This is a genomic window from Tessaracoccus sp. OH4464_COT-324 (assembly GCF_003932855.1).
Classification (GTDB): domain Bacteria; phylum Actinomycetota; class Actinomycetes; order Propionibacteriales; family Propionibacteriaceae; genus Arachnia.
Genome location: NZ_RQYZ01000003.1, coordinates 22,759 through 39,662, shown reverse-complemented (window position 1 = coordinate 39,662; position 16,904 = coordinate 22,759). Strand labels below are relative to the sequence as shown.

Genomic DNA, 16,904 nt, shown 5'->3' with positions numbered 1-16,904 from the left:
ATCGTCAGATGCAATTCACCGACCGTGACTGGCTTCTGAGCATCTACAGCGTGCTCGACACCCGCGTTGCGAAGCACTTCGCCCTCGACCCGGACGAACTCCTGCGGGTCTCCGGCGCCGACCGGATCGGTGACCTCAACCCGCGCAACGTCGGGCACTCCGACATCCTGGGGGAGCTCACAGCGGATAACTTGGACATCCACTGCCCGATGGGGCTGGCGCTCGGCCAGCAGCTCGTCTCGGCACTGGAGCGGCGGCAGTGGCTGTGGCTGGCGGTGGTCGACGAACGGCGCGTGTCCGCGTTGCAGGAACTACTCGGCCCCGAGCTGCTGCACATCGTCGGGCCGGCCACCGATCAGATACCCGAGGCGATGCATCCCAAGTTGGAGAACGCGCAGCGGGTGGTCCCCGTGGCCATCAACCCCTGCCAATGGGTGCAGAAATGGGCGACGGAGGGCGACGAGCACCAGCGCTCCTATCTGCACGACGCGCTGGAAGGGACCGACACCCTGACAGTTTCGCGGCATGTTTACGCGGCGTTGCAGGAACTGCGCGTGGATGTCATCGACCGGGCGCCGGTCCTGCGTTTCATCCGCAGCCCGAAGGTGATCGCCTACATTGTCGTTCTGCTCTATTCGGCGTTGCGCGCACTTCCGGTTTCTTTCGTGCCTGAATTCCACGGCCGGCTGTGGATTCTCTGGGCGATCGATCTGGGGACGGCGATCCCGTATACCTGGGGCATCGTGGCCGCAGTGGCAGCTCGTAGCTGGAAGACCCGGGCGCTGGGCGCGGTGGTCGCGGTGATCACGTTCGTGCTGCCCTATGTCTACTTCTGGGCGAATGGGAAACACTACCCGCCCTACGTCGTGGCAATCGTCGTGGGCATGATCGTCGGTGCTATCGCACTTGAGATAGGCCGCATTCTGCGGGACAAGCTGGTCGCCCGACGGGTTGCAGGCTGAGTCCGGGGAGTATTTCTTTCAACTAGCTGGCGCCGAATTGTTTGCGTAGTTCTTTGGCTAGTTCGAGCATGGGTTACTTCGTCCGGACGTTCAGGTTCTCGTCTAAAATTTGATTGGATAGACGCGGATGATTTAGGCCGAAGCAGCCAGCGTATGGGCGGCTGTCTCCGTGGCTTTGAGCTAAGCCGCCCTGGGTTTCGGGATCGGCATTCCTTTCTGGAATGGGAAGGCTGGCGTTATGTTGGAAGGGGGCGCCTAAATAGGGGTTAGCGCGTGTGCGTCGGGGCCGGACCTGTCGTTGGCGGCTGCGTGCCAGGCGATGGTCCGGCAGAGATACCTGAGTGGATGGGTGTGCGGGACGAGACCGATGACGCGTGTGAGTTTCCTCTGGATGGTGGAGGCATCGGCAATGAGGGTCGAGATGCCACGGAGGCGGAAGGAGTATGGTTGGGAGTTCCGTGATAGAGCTGTCCGGACCATCGAAGAGGTTGGGACGCCGAACGCGCGGGTCGCGCGTGGTCTTGGTGTGGTTGAGGACATTCTGGGTACTTTGGGTGCACCGGGCAAGGTGCCGAGGGGGAGGGTCGTCGGGTTTGTCCAAGGACGACTACGACGAGTTCAAGCGGCTGCGTGCTGGGGTTGCTGAACTGCGGATGGAGCGTGATGTCCTCAAGCGATCCGTGGCCCTGTTGGTCAGGAGACGACGAAGTGGACGTACATGTTTCATCGTTGATCAGAGGGCCGGCTGTCGGTTCACACACCGTGGCTTGTGTGCTGCTCGGGGTGTTCCTGGCGGGTTCTGCACGCGCTACCGGCTCGTCGGCGACTTGCGGTCTGCACGGCTCGCTGCGTCTGCTCGCTGATCTGCGTGATGACGGCTGGGAGGTGAGCGAGGAGGCGGCTGCGGACTCGATGCGCCGGGCAGCGGCTGGTTGCTCGCTGGGGCAAGTGTGGTACCGGACTCGCCAGGCAGGACAGGGCCAGGCCTGTGTTACTCGACCTGCTCCGCCGCAACTTCACTGCGGGTGGAACGCGAGGTGGGTGGGCGGCATGGCTGAGTTTTCGGCTGCGGTAGGCAGGCTCTACCTGGTAGTCGCGATCGATCTCCACAGTCGCTGTCTCCTTGGCGTAGTAAACGGCTTCCGCTCTGACTTCTGGGACGCGATCTGGCGCGAGCCCGAGATCGAGCGGGTTTTCTTCCGCACCGGCTTGACTTACAGAGCGAACTCGCACACCAAGCTGTGTCGTCATATGGGCATCGGGCAACTGATGGGACGGGTTGGACCGTGCTTCGACAACGCCGTTGCAGAAGAGTTCTTCGGCACTTTGGGGTGAGGGTCCTCTCACGCCATGACTTCGACAATATCTGCCAGGTCCGGGCCGTCGTTCTGAGCTGGTGTTACTAGTTCTACAAGCGTAACCGTCTGTGTAGCACAAACAAGATGACGAGCCTTGTCAGTTACGAGAACACCAGGGCACTCGATCGGGAAGCCGCACAGGAAACTCCTCCACGACTCGGGGCCACAGCGACCATTATCCGGGGGGGGGGGCCGTCGACGCGGAGTTGGCGCGAGGCATCGTTGAGGATCGTTTCTTGCACTCACCGAAGGCTTCTCGAAGAACCAGTATCCTGACTCTAAGAGGCATACTGTTTGGTCGAAACTGCTCAGCTGATTCGAGACATCGGGTGCTTCGCGTCCGCTGCCCCGAAATCAATGCGTGTTACCGGGTTTCGGCGACGCGGGTGCGGAACTGCTTAACGGTTATACGACGGCGGGTCGCGATCGCGGCATAGGAGCAGCCGAGCGCGATGCTCCCTGCCAACAGTGAACTACTGGCAGGGAAGACCAGACCAGAACCGTGAGACAGCCAGGTCCGCACCAGCAGCAACCCGTTGTGCAGCGGCGAGAATCCGGCGGCTTCGGACACCCAGCCAGGCACCGTCGAAGTTAGCCCCAGCCCGACAGTGGCCACCAGCAGCAACACAGAGATTCCCCGGCCGATGTTGCCCAGCCAGGCTGTCAAGGCGTGGTTGATCAAGGCGAACGACACCCCGATCGTAGCCAGCAGCCCTGATGTAACCAGCATTCTGGTCCAAGGCAGACCCAGCGCAAACCCGGAGGCGGTCCCGATGAGGATCCCCTGACCGGCTCCCAGGGCGGCCAATAGTCCTACGGTGCGCAGCCACAGCTTTGCCGACGAGCGGGAGTTAGTGACTAGGTCGGAAGGTACGGGGGCCGCGAGGGAATAGGCCAGCAGAGCCCCCAGCCATAGTGCCGCGACGGCGAGCAGAGCGGCAATGGGGGCCACAGCGGGGTCACTCAGGTCGGTGCTGCGCTCCACCGGAGATGCTACCGTCTGGGATAGGGCGTCGATATCTTCTGAGGAGTAATGGGGCAGTTTTTCCTTGGCAGCAGCCAACTCGTCATGCAGCGTGCCGACGCCGTTGCTCAAGGTGGTTGCCCCGTCGCTCAACCGGATGAGGCCCTGGCGGAGGGTAGTCATGCCCTGCGCTGTTTGGCCTACACCGGCCACATAATGGTCGGTTCCGGAAGCTAGCTCCTCGGTGCCATCCGCCAACTGCTCAGCTCCGCCGGCCAACTTTCCGGCTCCCTGCGACAGCTGACCGGCCCCTGTAGCGAATTGCTCCACCCCGTCCGCCAAGGCCTCAGCGCCTGTGGCCAGGGCATCTGCGCCTTTCTCCAACCGGCTGGAGGCGTCGGCCAACTTCTGGGTATCTTCTGGCATCCCGGCAACCTGCTCGCCGAGAGTACGGGTGCCTTCGAGGAGCGTGGTGGCCCCCTCCCCGAGCGCGGGGCCGCTCTCCTTGAGCGGGGCGGCCCTCGTTACTAGCTCATCAGCCCCGTCACGGAGTTTCCCAACCCCGTTGACGAGTTTGCTCACTTTCGTATCAATGATGGTAGGCAGCTGTTGCAGCACATCGAGTGGTTCCATCCCGTCAGGCAGTTTCCTGGCGAATAGGTCCCGGATCTGGATGGCTGGTTTGGCGATCCTCAGTACCAACTGGGAGAAGGCCCGCGCCGACTCCAGCGGAGTCTTCCCGGTGCGCTCGTCCGTGGTGTTGAGATTCTTCCGCACCACCTTGGCCCCATGCTGAATGCCTTTGCTCATGCCATCAATGACGCCCCGGGTGTAGACCTTGCTCAGTTGCTCGCACTGTTCAGGGCTGGTGACGGGACACCGCCACTCGGAGACGATGCGTTTCGCCAGTTCTTCGATCTCTGGGGACGTGGGAACTGTGCCCTCGGCCAGAGCGTCAATGGTGCTCACTGTTTTGGTAAAATAAGCGTCCAATTTCTGGGTTGCGGCCTCAACCTCTTCGTATGTGATGCTGCCGGGGTCACGATCCGGGAAGTAGACCTGCAACGCGGCACGAGCCTCCTTAAGCACGGGAACCAGCTCGCTCAAGGAGTGCTGGAGCCTGGCCAGGGTTGCGGGGTCCAGACCGCCCTGTAGCCCGTCGTCAAGGGATGCTAGACCGTCACGGATCTTCCCCACTCCGTTGACGACCGCGCCCGCACCTGCCGTGTACTCGGGGATCGCGCCCAGCACCTGTTGGGAGCCATTCACCAGGCCGTTCACCCCCTCGACTAGTTTTGGGGCCTCGGCGTTGAGCTTTTGGACGCCCTGATCGAACTGCTTCATCCCGGTGGCCAGATCAGAGGTTCCACCGGCAAGTTTTTGGGATCCCCCTGCCAGGGTGTCTGCCCCCTTGGAGAGATCGGAGGCCCCGCCTGCCAAGGTGGTCGAACCATTTGCCAGTTTCCCGGCCCCGTCTGCCAGGGTGGCGGCCCCCTCCGCGAGCTCACCGCCCTTGTCAGCCAGCGTGGTTAGGCCGGCATCCAACTTCCCGGCTCCATCGGTGGCTTGGCTAGCCCCGTCAGCAAGGTCCTTGCCGCCTTCATCGAGCTGAGAAACTCCGTCCACCACTTGGGCGAACTGCTCCCCGATTGTGTTGAATCCGACGTAAACGTTTTCCAAATAGGTTTCTGTGAGGGTGGCGTTTATGGTGCTCGTCGCCATAGCCGCGATGTCCCGGGCCAGGTCCGCGTCAGCGACGGCTGAATTCTCGGATACGTCCACTTGAATCGTCGCCTGTCGCGCGGCGTCGGCGTCGCTGTCCTTGTAAGAGGTGGCGGCGGCAGAGAACTCCGCGGGGATTGTTACGACGGCGGCATAGCGTCCCTCGGCGAGTCCCGCTCGGCTGTCGGCCACATCAGCTAGGGTCCAGGTGATATTTCCCCCTTCGCGGACCACCATCTCGGCGGCCAGCTGCCGTCCGAGCGGCACAATCTGGCCATCGATGGTGACGGCCTCATCCAAATTCACTACTGCCGCCTGGACGCTGGTTCTGTTCTTGCTTTGGCTGACGCCAAGCAACATAGCTACGGCGACCAAAGGAATCAACGTCAGAACGACTATGGCCTGCCAACTGAGGCGGCATCCGGGGTTCATACTCTCGGGTCTCATCGAAAGCTCCTATCCAGCTGTTGGGCGGTGGTGAGTACGCCGTCGAGGTTAAAGGGGGTGAGTACTGCTTCATTGCTGGCGCACAGCACCAAGGCAGTCGTCCCCTCACTTCGGGCGCGGACGACCAAGTCGGTCAGCAGATGGTGTTCTTCAAGGGTGCTGACGCACTCCATCGAGTCGATGAACACCACCGAATTGGGAATTAGTTCGATGCGGGACAGCCTCCCCACGATGTCACGCTCGTGGGCGAGATCCACGTAATCGGCGCGACGGTGGACGGCGGCTTCGGCTCCTGGTAGCAAGTGGCCAGCGACACGCGCTCGCCCACCGGTCAATCCGAGACGACCAGTCAATGCCAAAGCGGTACCGGTGCGGGTGGCCACGGGCCCGGCGATGCCGATTACATTGCCGGGCTTGAGCGCCAGGCTGGTGGGGGGCACCACGTCCTCAACCTCAATGGCTTCGGCGTAAAGGACATGATCGGTGCCTGGCCATTGGGCCAGCTCAAGTTCACGAGAGAGCACCTCTCCCTCGACGTCGAAGGTAGGAAGTAACCGGTCCAACCAGCGGGGCAACCACCAAGCGCGTTCCCCCAATAGGGCCAGCGCCGCGGGTACGAAGGTCATTCGCACCAGGAAAGCGTCGATGGCAACGCCAACGGCTAGAGCGAAGGCGATCTGCTTGATCGAGGCCATGCCACCGGGCACGAAGAAGGCGAAAACGGAGAACATGATGAGCGCAGCGGCCACGACGACGGGTCCGGAAGCTACATAGCCGTCACAGATGGCCTGGAGCGGGGGTTTACCGTGGACGTACTCCTCACGGATCCGGCTAACAAGGAAGACTTCGTAATCCATGGCCAACCCGAACAGGACTCCCATCAGCAGAATCGGCAGGAAGGAGATTACGGGCATCCCACGTTCGACGTTGACGATCTCCTTCAACCAGCCGTCGTTGAACACTAGGGTGGTGGCGCCGAAGGCTCCTCCCATGGATAGTAAGAACCCAGCGGTAGCTTTGATGGGGACCCACACTGAGCGGAACACTGCCGCGAGCAGTATCAGGGAGAGGCCCACTACGAGGAGCCCAAAGGGCAGTAGAGCTCCGGTCAGACGGTCTGAAACGTCGATCTGTAGGGCCGTGATACCAGTTACAGCGGTCTCCACCCCGTAGACTTGCTGCCATTCGTCATGTCGATCGCGCAGACGCTGTACCAGTTCGGCGGTGGCGGGGTCATCAGGGGCAGTCGTGGGAACCACCTGGATGAGGCCGACCTCGGCATTTAGGTTGGGCGTGGCCAGTGGTACCGCGGCAACCCCTTCAACGGTGAGTATTTCCTGTTTGACATCCTCGATCAAGCCAAGCGGGTCGTCGCTCCCGATAATGTCGGCGGTGACGACGAGTGGGCCGTTGTTCCCCACGCCGAAGTGTTTGCTGACCAAGTCGTAGGTAATGCGATCGGGAGCCTCAATGGAGTGCTGACCAGAGTTCGGCAGCGAGGAGTGAAGTCTTAGCCCCGGGATGGTGAGGGTACCGAGCCCTATGGTCACGACCATGAGCACCGCGATGGGATGGCCAGTCACCTTCGTGATCCACCAGCGGTACGGTTGGCGTATGGAAGCCGCGTTTTTTGGGCTGTGGCGCTTAGGGCGCATCCTCTCTCCCATGAGTCTCATGAGAGCGGGCAGCAAAGTGAGGGCAATGATGACGCCGAATACCACGGCTACGGCAGCGAAGACGCCCATGATGGTTAGGAACGGGATGCCGGAGACGCTGAGACCGAGCAAAGCGATGAAGACAGTCAGTCCGGCAAAAACCACGGCGGAGCCGGCGGTGCCGACGGCGCGCGCCGTCGACTCCTCGGGTTCCATGCCTTGGCTCAGCTGGTCGCGGTGGCGGGAGAGGATAAACAGGGCATAATCGATACCGACTGCGAGCCCCAGCATCAGGGCAAGCATCGGGGTGGTCGAGTTGACGGTGGTAAGGCGCGCGACGAGGAGCAATAGAGACATGGTGATGGCCACACCAATGACTGCGGTGGCAACCGGAAGGCCAGCCGCTACCAGGGAGCCCAGCACCACGGCTAGTACGACCAGCGCGACGAGCAGGCCGACACCTTCTAGGGGGCTGATCTCCGGAAGATCGACGTTAAAGGCATGGCCGCCCATGTCAACGGTAGCGCCTTCGGGGAGCTTGGGTCGGATTGCGTCGGCAATGGCGGTCAACTTCTGAAGTTGCTCCGGGGTCGGCATTCCTTCCACGTCAACCAAGAAGTTGACGATGGCGGCGCGGTCGTCGTCGGAGACCATGCCGGAAACGAGTTCGTTCCAGGGCGAAGTGGCAGAGCTCACGAAATCCAACTGCTCAAGTTTGGTGACGGTTTCCTCAATGAGCGGACGGAATCGCTCGATGCGTTGCCCCTCAGCAGCCACGAAGACGGCCATCCCCTGAGTCATCGCTCCTTGTGGAAACGTCATTCTAAGTTTGTCGATGGCCTTCTGGGAGGAGGAGCCGGGGATCTTGAAGACGTCCTCGAACTGGCCGCGGAAGGTGGCGGCTAGACCGCCGATGCTTAAGGCTACAGCCAGCCAGACGAGCAGTGTTGCCTTCGCGTGGCGGTGACACCAGCGGCCTAGTGCGTAGAGCTGGGCGGACATCGGACCCTCGCTTCAATACAACATTGGATTCAATACACAACTGTATGCGGATTCGTCGGTGCATGCAACTGGTTCTGCTGAGTATCATGTCGCCATGACTGAGTTGACCCCTCGCCGCGAAGCCACCGTTGCACGTCTCATCGACGCGGCCATCGAGCAGTTCGCAGCACGCGGGATTGACGCGACGAGCGTGGAGCAGCTCTGTGAGGCTGCAGGCTTCTCCAGGGGCGCGTTCTACTCGAACTTCGCCTCCAAGGACGACCTGTGCGCAGCAATGATCCAGCAGTTCCAAGACCGGCTCCTAGCCGAACTCGGCACGATGGTTGCGGAGATCCCTGCGGAGGTGGAGGCGTCCGATCAGCTTGTGCAGATACTGGACAAGATCACCCGCATAATCAGCCCCACCCCGCAAATGACCCTGACTCTGTTGGAGATCAAGCTCCGCGCACAGCGCAACCCGGAGCTGTACCAACGCCTAGTCGATGCAGACGAGCGCACCCGTCCCGAACAGATCGCCTTCATCGACGCCCTGGTGAACTCCTTGGATATCGAGTTGATCCTCCCGACGGACCAAGTGCTGCGCATCTTTGAGGCCTTATTCTTCTACGGCGCCCACGGCGACCCGACGGCTAACTTCCGTCAGGTCATGGCTCCGTTGGCTCTGACGTTGGTGAAACAACATCAGGCCTAACCTGCCTCTCTAATGGCCGCGAGGAAGCGTCCCTTCAGGCGAATCGCGACTATCCAAATTGGCTCGTTTCCTCCCGCCTCTGCGGGCTCTGAGGCTCGCCGACTTGCGCTACAGGCTGGAGAGCTGGTTCGTGGGGGCGCCTGCGTGCGGAGCACGGGGCAGGGCCCGGCTTCTCGTGACTTGTGGGCACGCCAAGTGCACCGCCCGCGGTTGGGCGGCCCTGAATCGGCGGCGGCTGGTCCCAACGTGGCTGATCAGGGCTTGAATCTCTTCGCCGCGCTTTCTCGGGGCAGGCAAAATCCTTCTCGACTACACCGTTTCAGTCCAAGAAATCTGTGAAACCAACTACCCTGTTCACATGTGCACTTGTACTTACTGGGTTGAAGAACTCTGGATCAATTGCTCTGCATTGCTCCAGCAGATAGCTGGCAGGTTCCTAAGTAGTCGGCATGAGATTCGAGGGTAATGACTACAGCACCTATGGTCAGCAACGTTGCGCTCGTAGCTGAAACTGCTGACGTACTGCTTTTGGGCCGCCCGTCCCTTGCCCCTGAGATAGAGCGTCGTCGCAGCAAGCTCATTCGTGAGAGTGATCGTGATGACTTCGACGCTGCACGGCTGCTTGCTACGCTGGCGATAAAGGTAGCAGGGGGTGGCGAGGTCGAACCGTCCTGCCTCCGGCAGCGCTGCGAGCGTTGCAGCGGCCCACACGGTCGCCCCAATGCGATTGGAACGACAGCGTCCGTCAGCTGGGCCCACTCGCGAGGCTTCGTGGCGGTCATTGCAGGGCCCAGCCCTCGCATTGGAATCGATATTGAGCGTAGCCGAGCCGTCAGCAGAGCTGTTGAACTGGTGCTTCATGCCGACGAAGTCCAGCTATGCGCTGAATTTGACGAGCCTGAGCGTATGTGGCTTCTCGCTTGGACTGCGAAAGAGGCGCTCGTGAAGGCCGGTGTGACTTCTCTTGACGACGCATCCAGTTGCCGAGTGCTCGCGGACCAAGACGGGCTGCTTGAGAGCGTCAGGGGGCTGAAGCTCTCGGCGCAGGAACGGCGAGATTGGACAGCAGTCGCAGCATCTCCATACGGAGTTACCTGGATAGACGCAACGCCGCAATGGCTTGAAGATGAAGGATTGCTCCCTTAGTTCGTTATTTGAGTTTCTCCAAAGATTCTTAAGTCTAAGCTGTTTCCCGTTTTGTGCCAGTTCTTTCCGGAGGGAGATGGCGCCAAGAGCTGCCGGAAGAATAGTGTGTGAGAGCCTGGTCTGAATTGCAGATGTGCAGAGTGAAGAGATCGAGCTGTTCGGATGTTGCGTCAGTTTGCTCTGTAGAGAGCCTGCCGAGTTGAATAGGGTACCTTGTGGGGTGCTTGCAGGGGGCGACGGGACGGGAAGCTTTCCTGATCGGCTGAGGGGTTGTGCTGGCTCCCGGAGAAACGTTCTTGAATCCGTGCTGAATGCTGAGTTTGGTGGGCGCCCTGGTCGTAAACGCTAAAGGTCTTTATTGTGGCTGGGTAGGCGTAATGCGAAATATGAGGCGAAGGGCGCGTTCGACTGGCTCGGGCTCGTAGAGACTGAGGCTACGGTCAAAGGCGGTTTCGTTGACTTCTTTGCTGGACGAGCGAGCAGCATCCGACGGTCATGCAGCTTCAGCACAACTCCTGGTTGGATTCGTTGTCGTGGCTGGGTGCGACGTTGAGAGCCACAGGATAACCCGTGCGGCCACTCTAGTCGACTCGATCAACGCGCGCTACTGGTGGGGCCCGGGCACATGCTTTCCGAATGGGACTGGGTACGAAAAGAGTTAGTACTTGGGGTGTGGCTGCTTGGGTCTGCCGACACTGGGCCGGAACGTCGGGTGGTGAGGTGTAAGGTCTGCGTCGAATGTGTTCGCGGTCATTTTCATTGGGCGACTCAGAACAGCCACTTACCGAAACCGTCAGGTCTGTATACGCCGTTTGGGTGGGCGGGCCTGTCTCAGGTGAGAGAGTTCGTCAAGCTGGCGAACCCTCCTGCTGCGGGGTGGGTCGTGGTGGGCAATTGGCAGCCGTACGTCGGGCGCAACCAGCGACGATAACCCTATCTGCGGGTTCCGGATAAAAGCATGGGCAGCGCCACCTCGTGCTGCATAGGGGCTCCACTTGGGTTTCGTCAACCGGTTGCACTCCCGTGGGTCCCGCAGTAGGATGCATTCAGTGTTGTATCTTGGATGTCAAACAGCAGTCTGAGGGGGGAGTTCGATGGAGAACGTGGCAAACGTAGCTCGGTACGTGCACATGGCGAACGCTTGGTTCGTTCTGGTCGCTGGATGCGTGGCGGTTGCTGTCGTGCTGGTCGAAACTCTTCACCGTGGTAGGGTGGCGCGAGGTAGCCTCGTAGCGGGGCTGTTCGCTGTCCTCCTCTATGTGCAATTGGTGCTCGGCGGATTGGTTCTCCTGGTTACGCTCCTGGGGCGCAGTGAACTGTTCGGCGGGAACAGTTCGAAGGCTCTCTGGCACGCGGTATTGGGGGTGGTCGCAGCGATTCTTGGGACTTTGGGGCTGTGGGCGCGCCGCCGAAGCTGGGCTATTGCGTCGATTGTCTTTTTTGTAAGCGCGCTCGTTAGTCCCAACCTTGCCCGCCTAATCCCTATCGTTCTCATCACCGCAGCCTGCTGGGCATGCGCCGAGTTCTTGTGGCGTCGTTCACGGAGCAATGCCATATCCCAGAAACAGCCAGGGGCTGAAGAGTGATGGACTATTGCAGGACAACCTCGACTCACATAGAGCCTTTGAATAAGCGGCTATGCGAGTGTTTCAGGCAAGCTGTGCTAATAAAGTCTTAAGGAGAAAGCTAATGAAGGCATTGATCGTTGTCGAGTCCTGCTTCGGCAACACCGAACAGGTTGCTCGTGCCATCGAAGCTGGTCTACGGCTCCGCGGAGCTGATGTCAGTCTTGTGCAAGCAGCGGAAGCTGGAAACGTGACTGAGGTTGACCTTCTATTGATCGGCTCCCCCACGCATAGTATGGGGCTGCCGAAGCAGGCTACTCGTGCACAAGCCAGTCGTCAGGGAGGAAATCCGCAAAACATGGGTGTTGCTGAGTGGCTCGGCACTTTCGAGCCTGAGCAGGGGCAGCGAGTCGCTCTGTTCGCCACCGTCGTCGGTGGCATCTTCTCGGGCTCGGCTTCGAAAACTATTGAGAAACGACTTCGTCGATCACCAGCCGTCGTGATCGCCCGGGAAGATTTCCGCGTTCTCGGCATGCCCGGGCCGCTCGCAGATGGTGAGCTCGAACGAGCCCAGCGCTGGGGCGAATCACTCTTGTAATCCACTTTGCCTTAGGGGGGGTAATCCGTGGGCCACGGAGACAGGGTCCGGCCTCTCGATCATTGTAGATCGAAGGAATCTTCCGGGGCCGATGACGCTGGAATAGCGTTGGTGGGAATTGGTTGTCGCTTCCCTGGAGGATCCGATAACCCCAAAGTGTTGTGGCGCCATCTGTGCGAGCGGCAGGATGCAATCGTCAGAACGCCTGTGGACCGTTGGGATGTCGAGGCCCTTGAGATTGATGAAAGGACCCGGCGTCCGGTTCGGCAGGGAGGCTTTATTCAAGGTGTCGATCTTTTTGACGCCCCGGCCTTCGGGATCTCCCGGCGCGAAGCCCGAGAGATGGATCCCCAACAGCGCCTCCTCGCGGAGGTGACATGGGAGGCGCTTGCCGACGCGGGCATAGCTCCCGCACAGGTAGCCGGGAGCCGGATGGGTGTCTTCCTTGGCATCTCCAACAGCGACTACGGCCGTCTGCGGGGTGAACGCCTCCCGGGCATCGACGCCTTCAGCGGTACCGGAAACGCCCTGAGCGTCGCAGCAAACAGGCTGTCATACCTGCTTGATGCTCGGGGTCTCAGCATGGCCATCGACACGGCGTGTTCTTCCTCTCTTGTCGCGATGCATCAGGCGAGGTTGAGTCTGCTTCGCGGTGAGATCGATTCCGCTATCGTGGGAGGCGTCAACCTCATCCTCTCCCCGACGCTGGCCCTCATCTTCGCGCGAGCGGGCGTGATGGCAGCGGATGGTCGCTGCAAGACATTCGACGCCTGTGCGGACGGCTACGTTCGTGGCGAAGGTGTGGGCGTTGTCGTGCTCAAACCTTGGCGCGATGCCGTTCGCGACCGGGATAGGGTTTATGCCTTGGTTTGCGGCTCAGCAGTTAACCAGGATGGACGGACCAACGGTCTTCTATCCCCGAACCGCGCAGCGCAAGTGGACGTGGTTCGAGCTGCTCAGGCTTCTGGTGGTATCCATCCCGCCGATGTCGGCTACATCGAACTCCATGGAACGGGGACACTGGTAGGCGACGCCGTCGAGGCGGGAGCATTGGGCGAGGTGTTCGCAGGGGAGCGCTCAGCAGAGAACCCCTGTGCTGTGGGTTCGGTGAAGACCAACATCGGTCACCTTGAATCGGCTGCCGGGATCGCTGGCGTCATCAAGACTGCTTTGATGATTCACCACGGTCAGATGCCGGCCAGCCTTCACCACCATGAGACAAGTCCGCAGATTGACTTGCTCGGGCAGCGGCTCACCGTGGTGGACGAGCTGACCCCGTGGCCAGAATCTGCGGCAGGGCGGGTAGCCGGAGTCAGTAGTTTCGGTTTCGGTGGCACGAACGCTCATGTTGTGCTTCGCTCGGCGCCGCCCATCACGGTGACTCACCAACCATCTATGTCAGGAGCGTCCCTGCTGGTCGCCTCAGCTCGGACGCGGGCCGGGCTCCAGGCTGTCCTGCGGGGGCACATTGACCGGCTCCGGAGCATTAGCGAGGACGAGCTTGCCGCTTATTGCGCAGCCGCTGCTCTCAGGCGGGAGCATCTCGCCTACAGGGTGGCAGCGGTTGGCGGGAGCATCGGCGACCTGGTGGCTGCGCTGCGCGCGCACCTCGCGGAGGGAAACGAGGCAGCAGGGGAGCTGGTGGGCCATGGCGACGACGGAGTCGTGTTTGTCTTCCCGGGGCAGGGCAAACAGTGGTGGCCGCTGGGCACTGAACTCTTCGAACGCTGGCCCGTCTTCGCAGGTGCCATCACAGAGTGTGAGGAGGCACTGCGTGGCCTGGCCACTTGGTCTTTAAGGGACCTTCTCGAAACTGGTGGTGAGGATCCCGATCTCTTCCGCGACCCCTCGGTCCTGCAGCCAGCCACTACCGCAGTTCAGATCGCTCTGGCAAAACTGTGGCGTTCATGGGGGATCAAGGCGGACTTCGTCGTCGGGCACAGCCATGGCGAGATCGCTGCGGCTCATGTGGCGGGGTCTTTGCATATCCGCGACGCCATGAGGGTGTCCTTTCATCGGGGTGTTGCCATTAAAAAAGTCGTCGGACGTGGCCTGATGGCGGTGGTTGGTCTAGGCCCTGAGCAAGCCAACCAAGTTGTGTCCCGAGTAGGTGGGCAATTCGTGGCTGTCGCGTCCTACAACGGTCCCAAGATGACTGTTCTGTCTGGGGCTCCGGGGGCCATCAGGGGCATCGTGGGGGTCTTGGATAAAGCGGGTGTGTTTGCCAGCGTTATCGAGACAGTTGACTTCGCCTCGCACAGCCCCCAGATGGATGGTCCCAGCGCAGAGTTGAAGGACGCTGTTGCCGATCTCGAACCGACCACGCCCTCGGTCGAAATGGTCTCTACAGTCACTGGACAAGAAGTGGTGGACCCTCTTGATGCCGACTATTGGGCGCGGAACCTGCGTGACACAGTACGGTTCACGGCAGCGCTCAACGTGACCTTGGACAAGGGCGCAGGACGTTTCATCGAGGTGTCGGGCCACCCGGCGGTGAGGAGTTCGATTCATGAGGTGCTGGATGCTCGGGAAACCAGCTCTTTGGTTGTTCAGTCCCTGCACAACGCACGCGGCGGTGCCGAGTCGATGCTCACAAACCTTGGAGCTCTCTACACCGCAGGCAGTCAGATCGACTGGTCCGGAGTATTCCCAGACGGAGCTCCGACTATGGATCTACCCTCCGAACCCTGGGAAAGACAGAGCTATTGGTTGGCTGACGTCGAGGAGAGGCGCAACGGTGGGCGGCCAGAGAGGAACGATAAGTTCGACACGGAGGTTTGGCAAGCCGTAGACTCCGGCGACGTCGTTGCTTTGGCGGGACTACTGGGCATCGACGATCAGATGGGTCACGGCCACGTGGAGGACGCGCTGCCCGTGCTGGAGGCGTGGCTCCGCCGCAGGCGGGTTCATGAGGCGGCGGGCGGCAAACGCTACGAGGTCTTCTGGAAGCCTTTCGCGTTGCGAGAAACCACCGAGACGTTCCCGGTCACCGTACTGGTGTCGGAAAACAGCAGCGACGATCACGTCACTCGCGCCGTCGTCGAGGCGCTTGGTGGAAACGAGGTAGAGACGATCGAGGTACCTGCCACGCAGAGCCGCGAAGATATGGTCGGACTCATCCGCCCGGCGGTTGATGCGGCGAAAGGAGGCCCGCTTGTCTCCCTGCTGGGGCTCGATCAGTCCCCCGTGCCTGGGCGGCCTGGGATGACCCGCGGAGTTTCACAAACCCACCTGCTCGCCCAGGCACTGCATGACCTCGATGCGAGGTGTCAGCTCTGGCTCCTCACACACGGGTCGGTCGCAACCCAACGATCCGAACGGCTAGCCAGCCCGGAACAAGCAATGGTCTGGGGCCTCGGCCGAGCGATCGGGCTTGAGTTTCCCGGACGCTGGGGCGGCCTGGTTGATCTGGACGAAGACTTCGTGCGGCGCGGACGGGGAGCGGGTCTGCTACGCACCCTGCTTGCAGAGCCCTGCGCAGAGGATCAGCTGGCCATCCGCGCTGGCCGTACGGAGGTGCGTCGTCTGCGATCCTGTTTGCCGAGCGCCTCGCGTACGCCGTGGGTACCCGAGGGCAGCGTCCTACTCACAGGCGCTACCGGACAACTTGGACGGGCGCTCGCCCGTCACCTGGCACTCCGGGGCGCGCCGCATCTAGTTCTGCTGAGTCGGCGTGGCATGGATGCTCCTCGAACGAGAGAGCTGGCGGAAGAGTTGCGCACTACAGGTACCCGGGTGGATGTCATCGCCTGTGACGTTGCGGATCGTGAGGCGCTGCGCCAGGTCCTCGAAGCGCTGGAAGCCGCTGGCGATCAAGTACGGTCGGTCTTCCATCTCGCAGGCGACGTCTCTTTGGTGGCTCCAGTCTCCGACACCTCGGTTGACGACATCGCTAGGATCATGGCGGCGAAGGTAGCGGGCGCCGTGAATTTGGATGCCTTACTACCTGCTAACTTGGAGCGCTTCGTCCTGTTCTCATCTATCACCGGCGTTTGGGGCAGCGCGTCCCAGAGCGGCTACTCGGCAGCCAACGCCTTTCTCAGCGCACTGGCACAGCATCGACGTGCGCAGGGCCGAGCGGCGACCTCCGTCGAGTGGGGACCTTGGGAAGGAGCTGCGCACGACGAGCATCAAGAACTTCTTGCCAGTCGTGGCTTGCTTTTGCTCGATGAATCGACGGCGTTGGCAGGCCTGGACACTGCGCTCGACAATCATGACTGTTGCGTCGTCGTAGCAGATATGGATTGGGAGCTGTTTGCGAGGGCCTACACAGCCGCCCGGCCCCGTCCTTTCCTCGACGAAATCGTCGTTCCCGGATCGGAGGCCGTTGAACCCGCGAACGGAGAGCTTGAGGACCAGGAGCTGATACGCCGGGTTGGGGAAGCTGAACCCGCTAGCCGTCTCGCCATTCTTGAGGAAGCCTGCCACGAGGTGGTGGCACGAAGTTTGCGGGTCGAGGTCGGCGAAGTCAAGCGCGATGCGCCCCTCACCGATGCTGGGGTCGACTCGCTCATCGGGCTGGAGATCCGCGGAGCGCTTCAGAAACTAACCGGCCGCCAACTTCCAGCCACTCTGGTCTGGCGGCGTCCCACGGTAGTCGGAATCGCGGAGTTCATCGCGGAGCAGATGGGTCTCTCCTCGGACAAGGAGACGACATGGCAGGCCCCCGACGAGAGAAACGGGCAGGGGCAAGAACCCCGTCAGATTGTTACGGGGAACAGCTTAGACGATCTCGATGATGCGGAGATCGAGCAGATGCTACGAGCACGTCTCGCAGAATTTGAATAAGCCAAC

8 protein-coding genes are annotated in these 16,904 nt (G+C 61.2%); 6 read left to right on the top strand and 2 right to left on the bottom strand.

Annotated features, from left to right (window positions below):
* The first annotated feature begins 8 nt into the window (after positions 1–8).
* Both EII42_RS03045 and EII42_RS03040 read left to right on the top strand, forming a co-directional pair.
* Positions 9–962, top strand: coding sequence for a hypothetical protein (locus EII42_RS03045; protein ID WP_125170650.1), 954 nt, complete (start codon positions 9–11; stop codon positions 960–962).
* Positions 963–1,670: 708 nt separating this feature from the next.
* Positions 1,671–2,297 (top strand): DDE-type integrase/transposase/recombinase, encoded by a 627-nt coding sequence (locus EII42_RS03040; RefSeq protein ID WP_158676379.1) that lies wholly within the window; start codon positions 1,671–1,673, stop codon positions 2,295–2,297.
* 387 nt (positions 2,298–2,684) lie between these two features.
* Here the strand turns inward: EII42_RS03040 and EII42_RS03035 are convergent, their stop codons facing one another.
* Positions 2,685–5,312 (bottom strand): hypothetical protein, encoded by a 2,628-nt coding sequence (locus EII42_RS03035; RefSeq protein WP_158676378.1) that lies wholly within the window; start codon positions 5,310–5,312, stop codon positions 2,685–2,687.
* Positions 5,313–5,449: 137 nt separating this feature from the next.
* Complete coding sequence (locus EII42_RS03030; RefSeq protein WP_125170647.1) at positions 5,450–8,110, bottom strand: MMPL family transporter; 2,661 nt, start codon at positions 8,108–8,110, stop codon at positions 5,450–5,452.
* A 94-nt stretch (positions 8,111–8,204) separates the two neighbouring features.
* Here EII42_RS03030 and EII42_RS03025 point away from each other — a divergent pair, with 94 nt between their 5' ends.
* The 4 genes from EII42_RS03025 (at position 8,205) to EII42_RS03010 (ending at position 16,898) form a co-directional block, all read left to right on the top strand.
* Positions 8,205–8,801, top strand: coding sequence for a TetR/AcrR family transcriptional regulator (locus tag EII42_RS03025; protein ID WP_125170646.1), 597 nt, complete (start codon positions 8,205–8,207; stop codon positions 8,799–8,801).
* A gap of 465 nt (positions 8,802–9,266) precedes the next feature.
* Positions 9,267–9,947 carry a 4'-phosphopantetheinyl transferase superfamily protein gene (locus EII42_RS13815; protein WP_125170645.1) on the top strand — a complete coding sequence of 227 codons (681 nt, stop codon included), beginning with the start codon at positions 9,267–9,269 and terminating at the stop codon, positions 9,945–9,947.
* Between the two features lie 1,689 nt (positions 9,948–11,636).
* A complete protein-coding gene (locus EII42_RS03015; RefSeq protein ID WP_125170644.1) occupies positions 11,637–12,110 on the top strand; it encodes a flavodoxin domain-containing protein in 474 nt (157 codons plus the stop codon).
* Positions 12,111–12,137: 27 nt separating this feature from the next.
* Positions 12,138–16,898: a type I polyketide synthase gene (locus EII42_RS03010; RefSeq protein ID WP_125170643.1), complete on the top strand. Its 4,761-nt coding sequence runs from the start codon at positions 12,138–12,140 to the stop codon at positions 16,896–16,898.
* Positions 16,899–16,904 lie beyond the last annotated feature (6 nt).

Bases quoted from the DNA above. Each gene is read 5' to 3' on its own strand.
- EII42_RS03045 (WP_125170650.1), top strand. From the start codon at position 9: ATGCAATTCACCGACCGTGACTGGCTTCTGAGCATCTACAGCGTGCTC.
- EII42_RS03030 (WP_125170647.1), bottom strand. From the start codon at position 8,110: ATGTCCGCCCAGCTCTACGCACTAGGCCGCTGGTGTCACCGCCACGCG.
- EII42_RS03025 (WP_125170646.1), top strand. From the start codon at position 8,205: ATGACTGAGTTGACCCCTCGCCGCGAAGCCACCGTTGCACGTCTCATC.
- EII42_RS13815 (WP_125170645.1), top strand. From the start codon at position 9,267: ATGACTACAGCACCTATGGTCAGCAACGTTGCGCTCGTAGCTGAAACT.
- EII42_RS03015 (WP_125170644.1), top strand. From the start codon at position 11,637: ATGAAGGCATTGATCGTTGTCGAGTCCTGCTTCGGCAACACCGAACAG.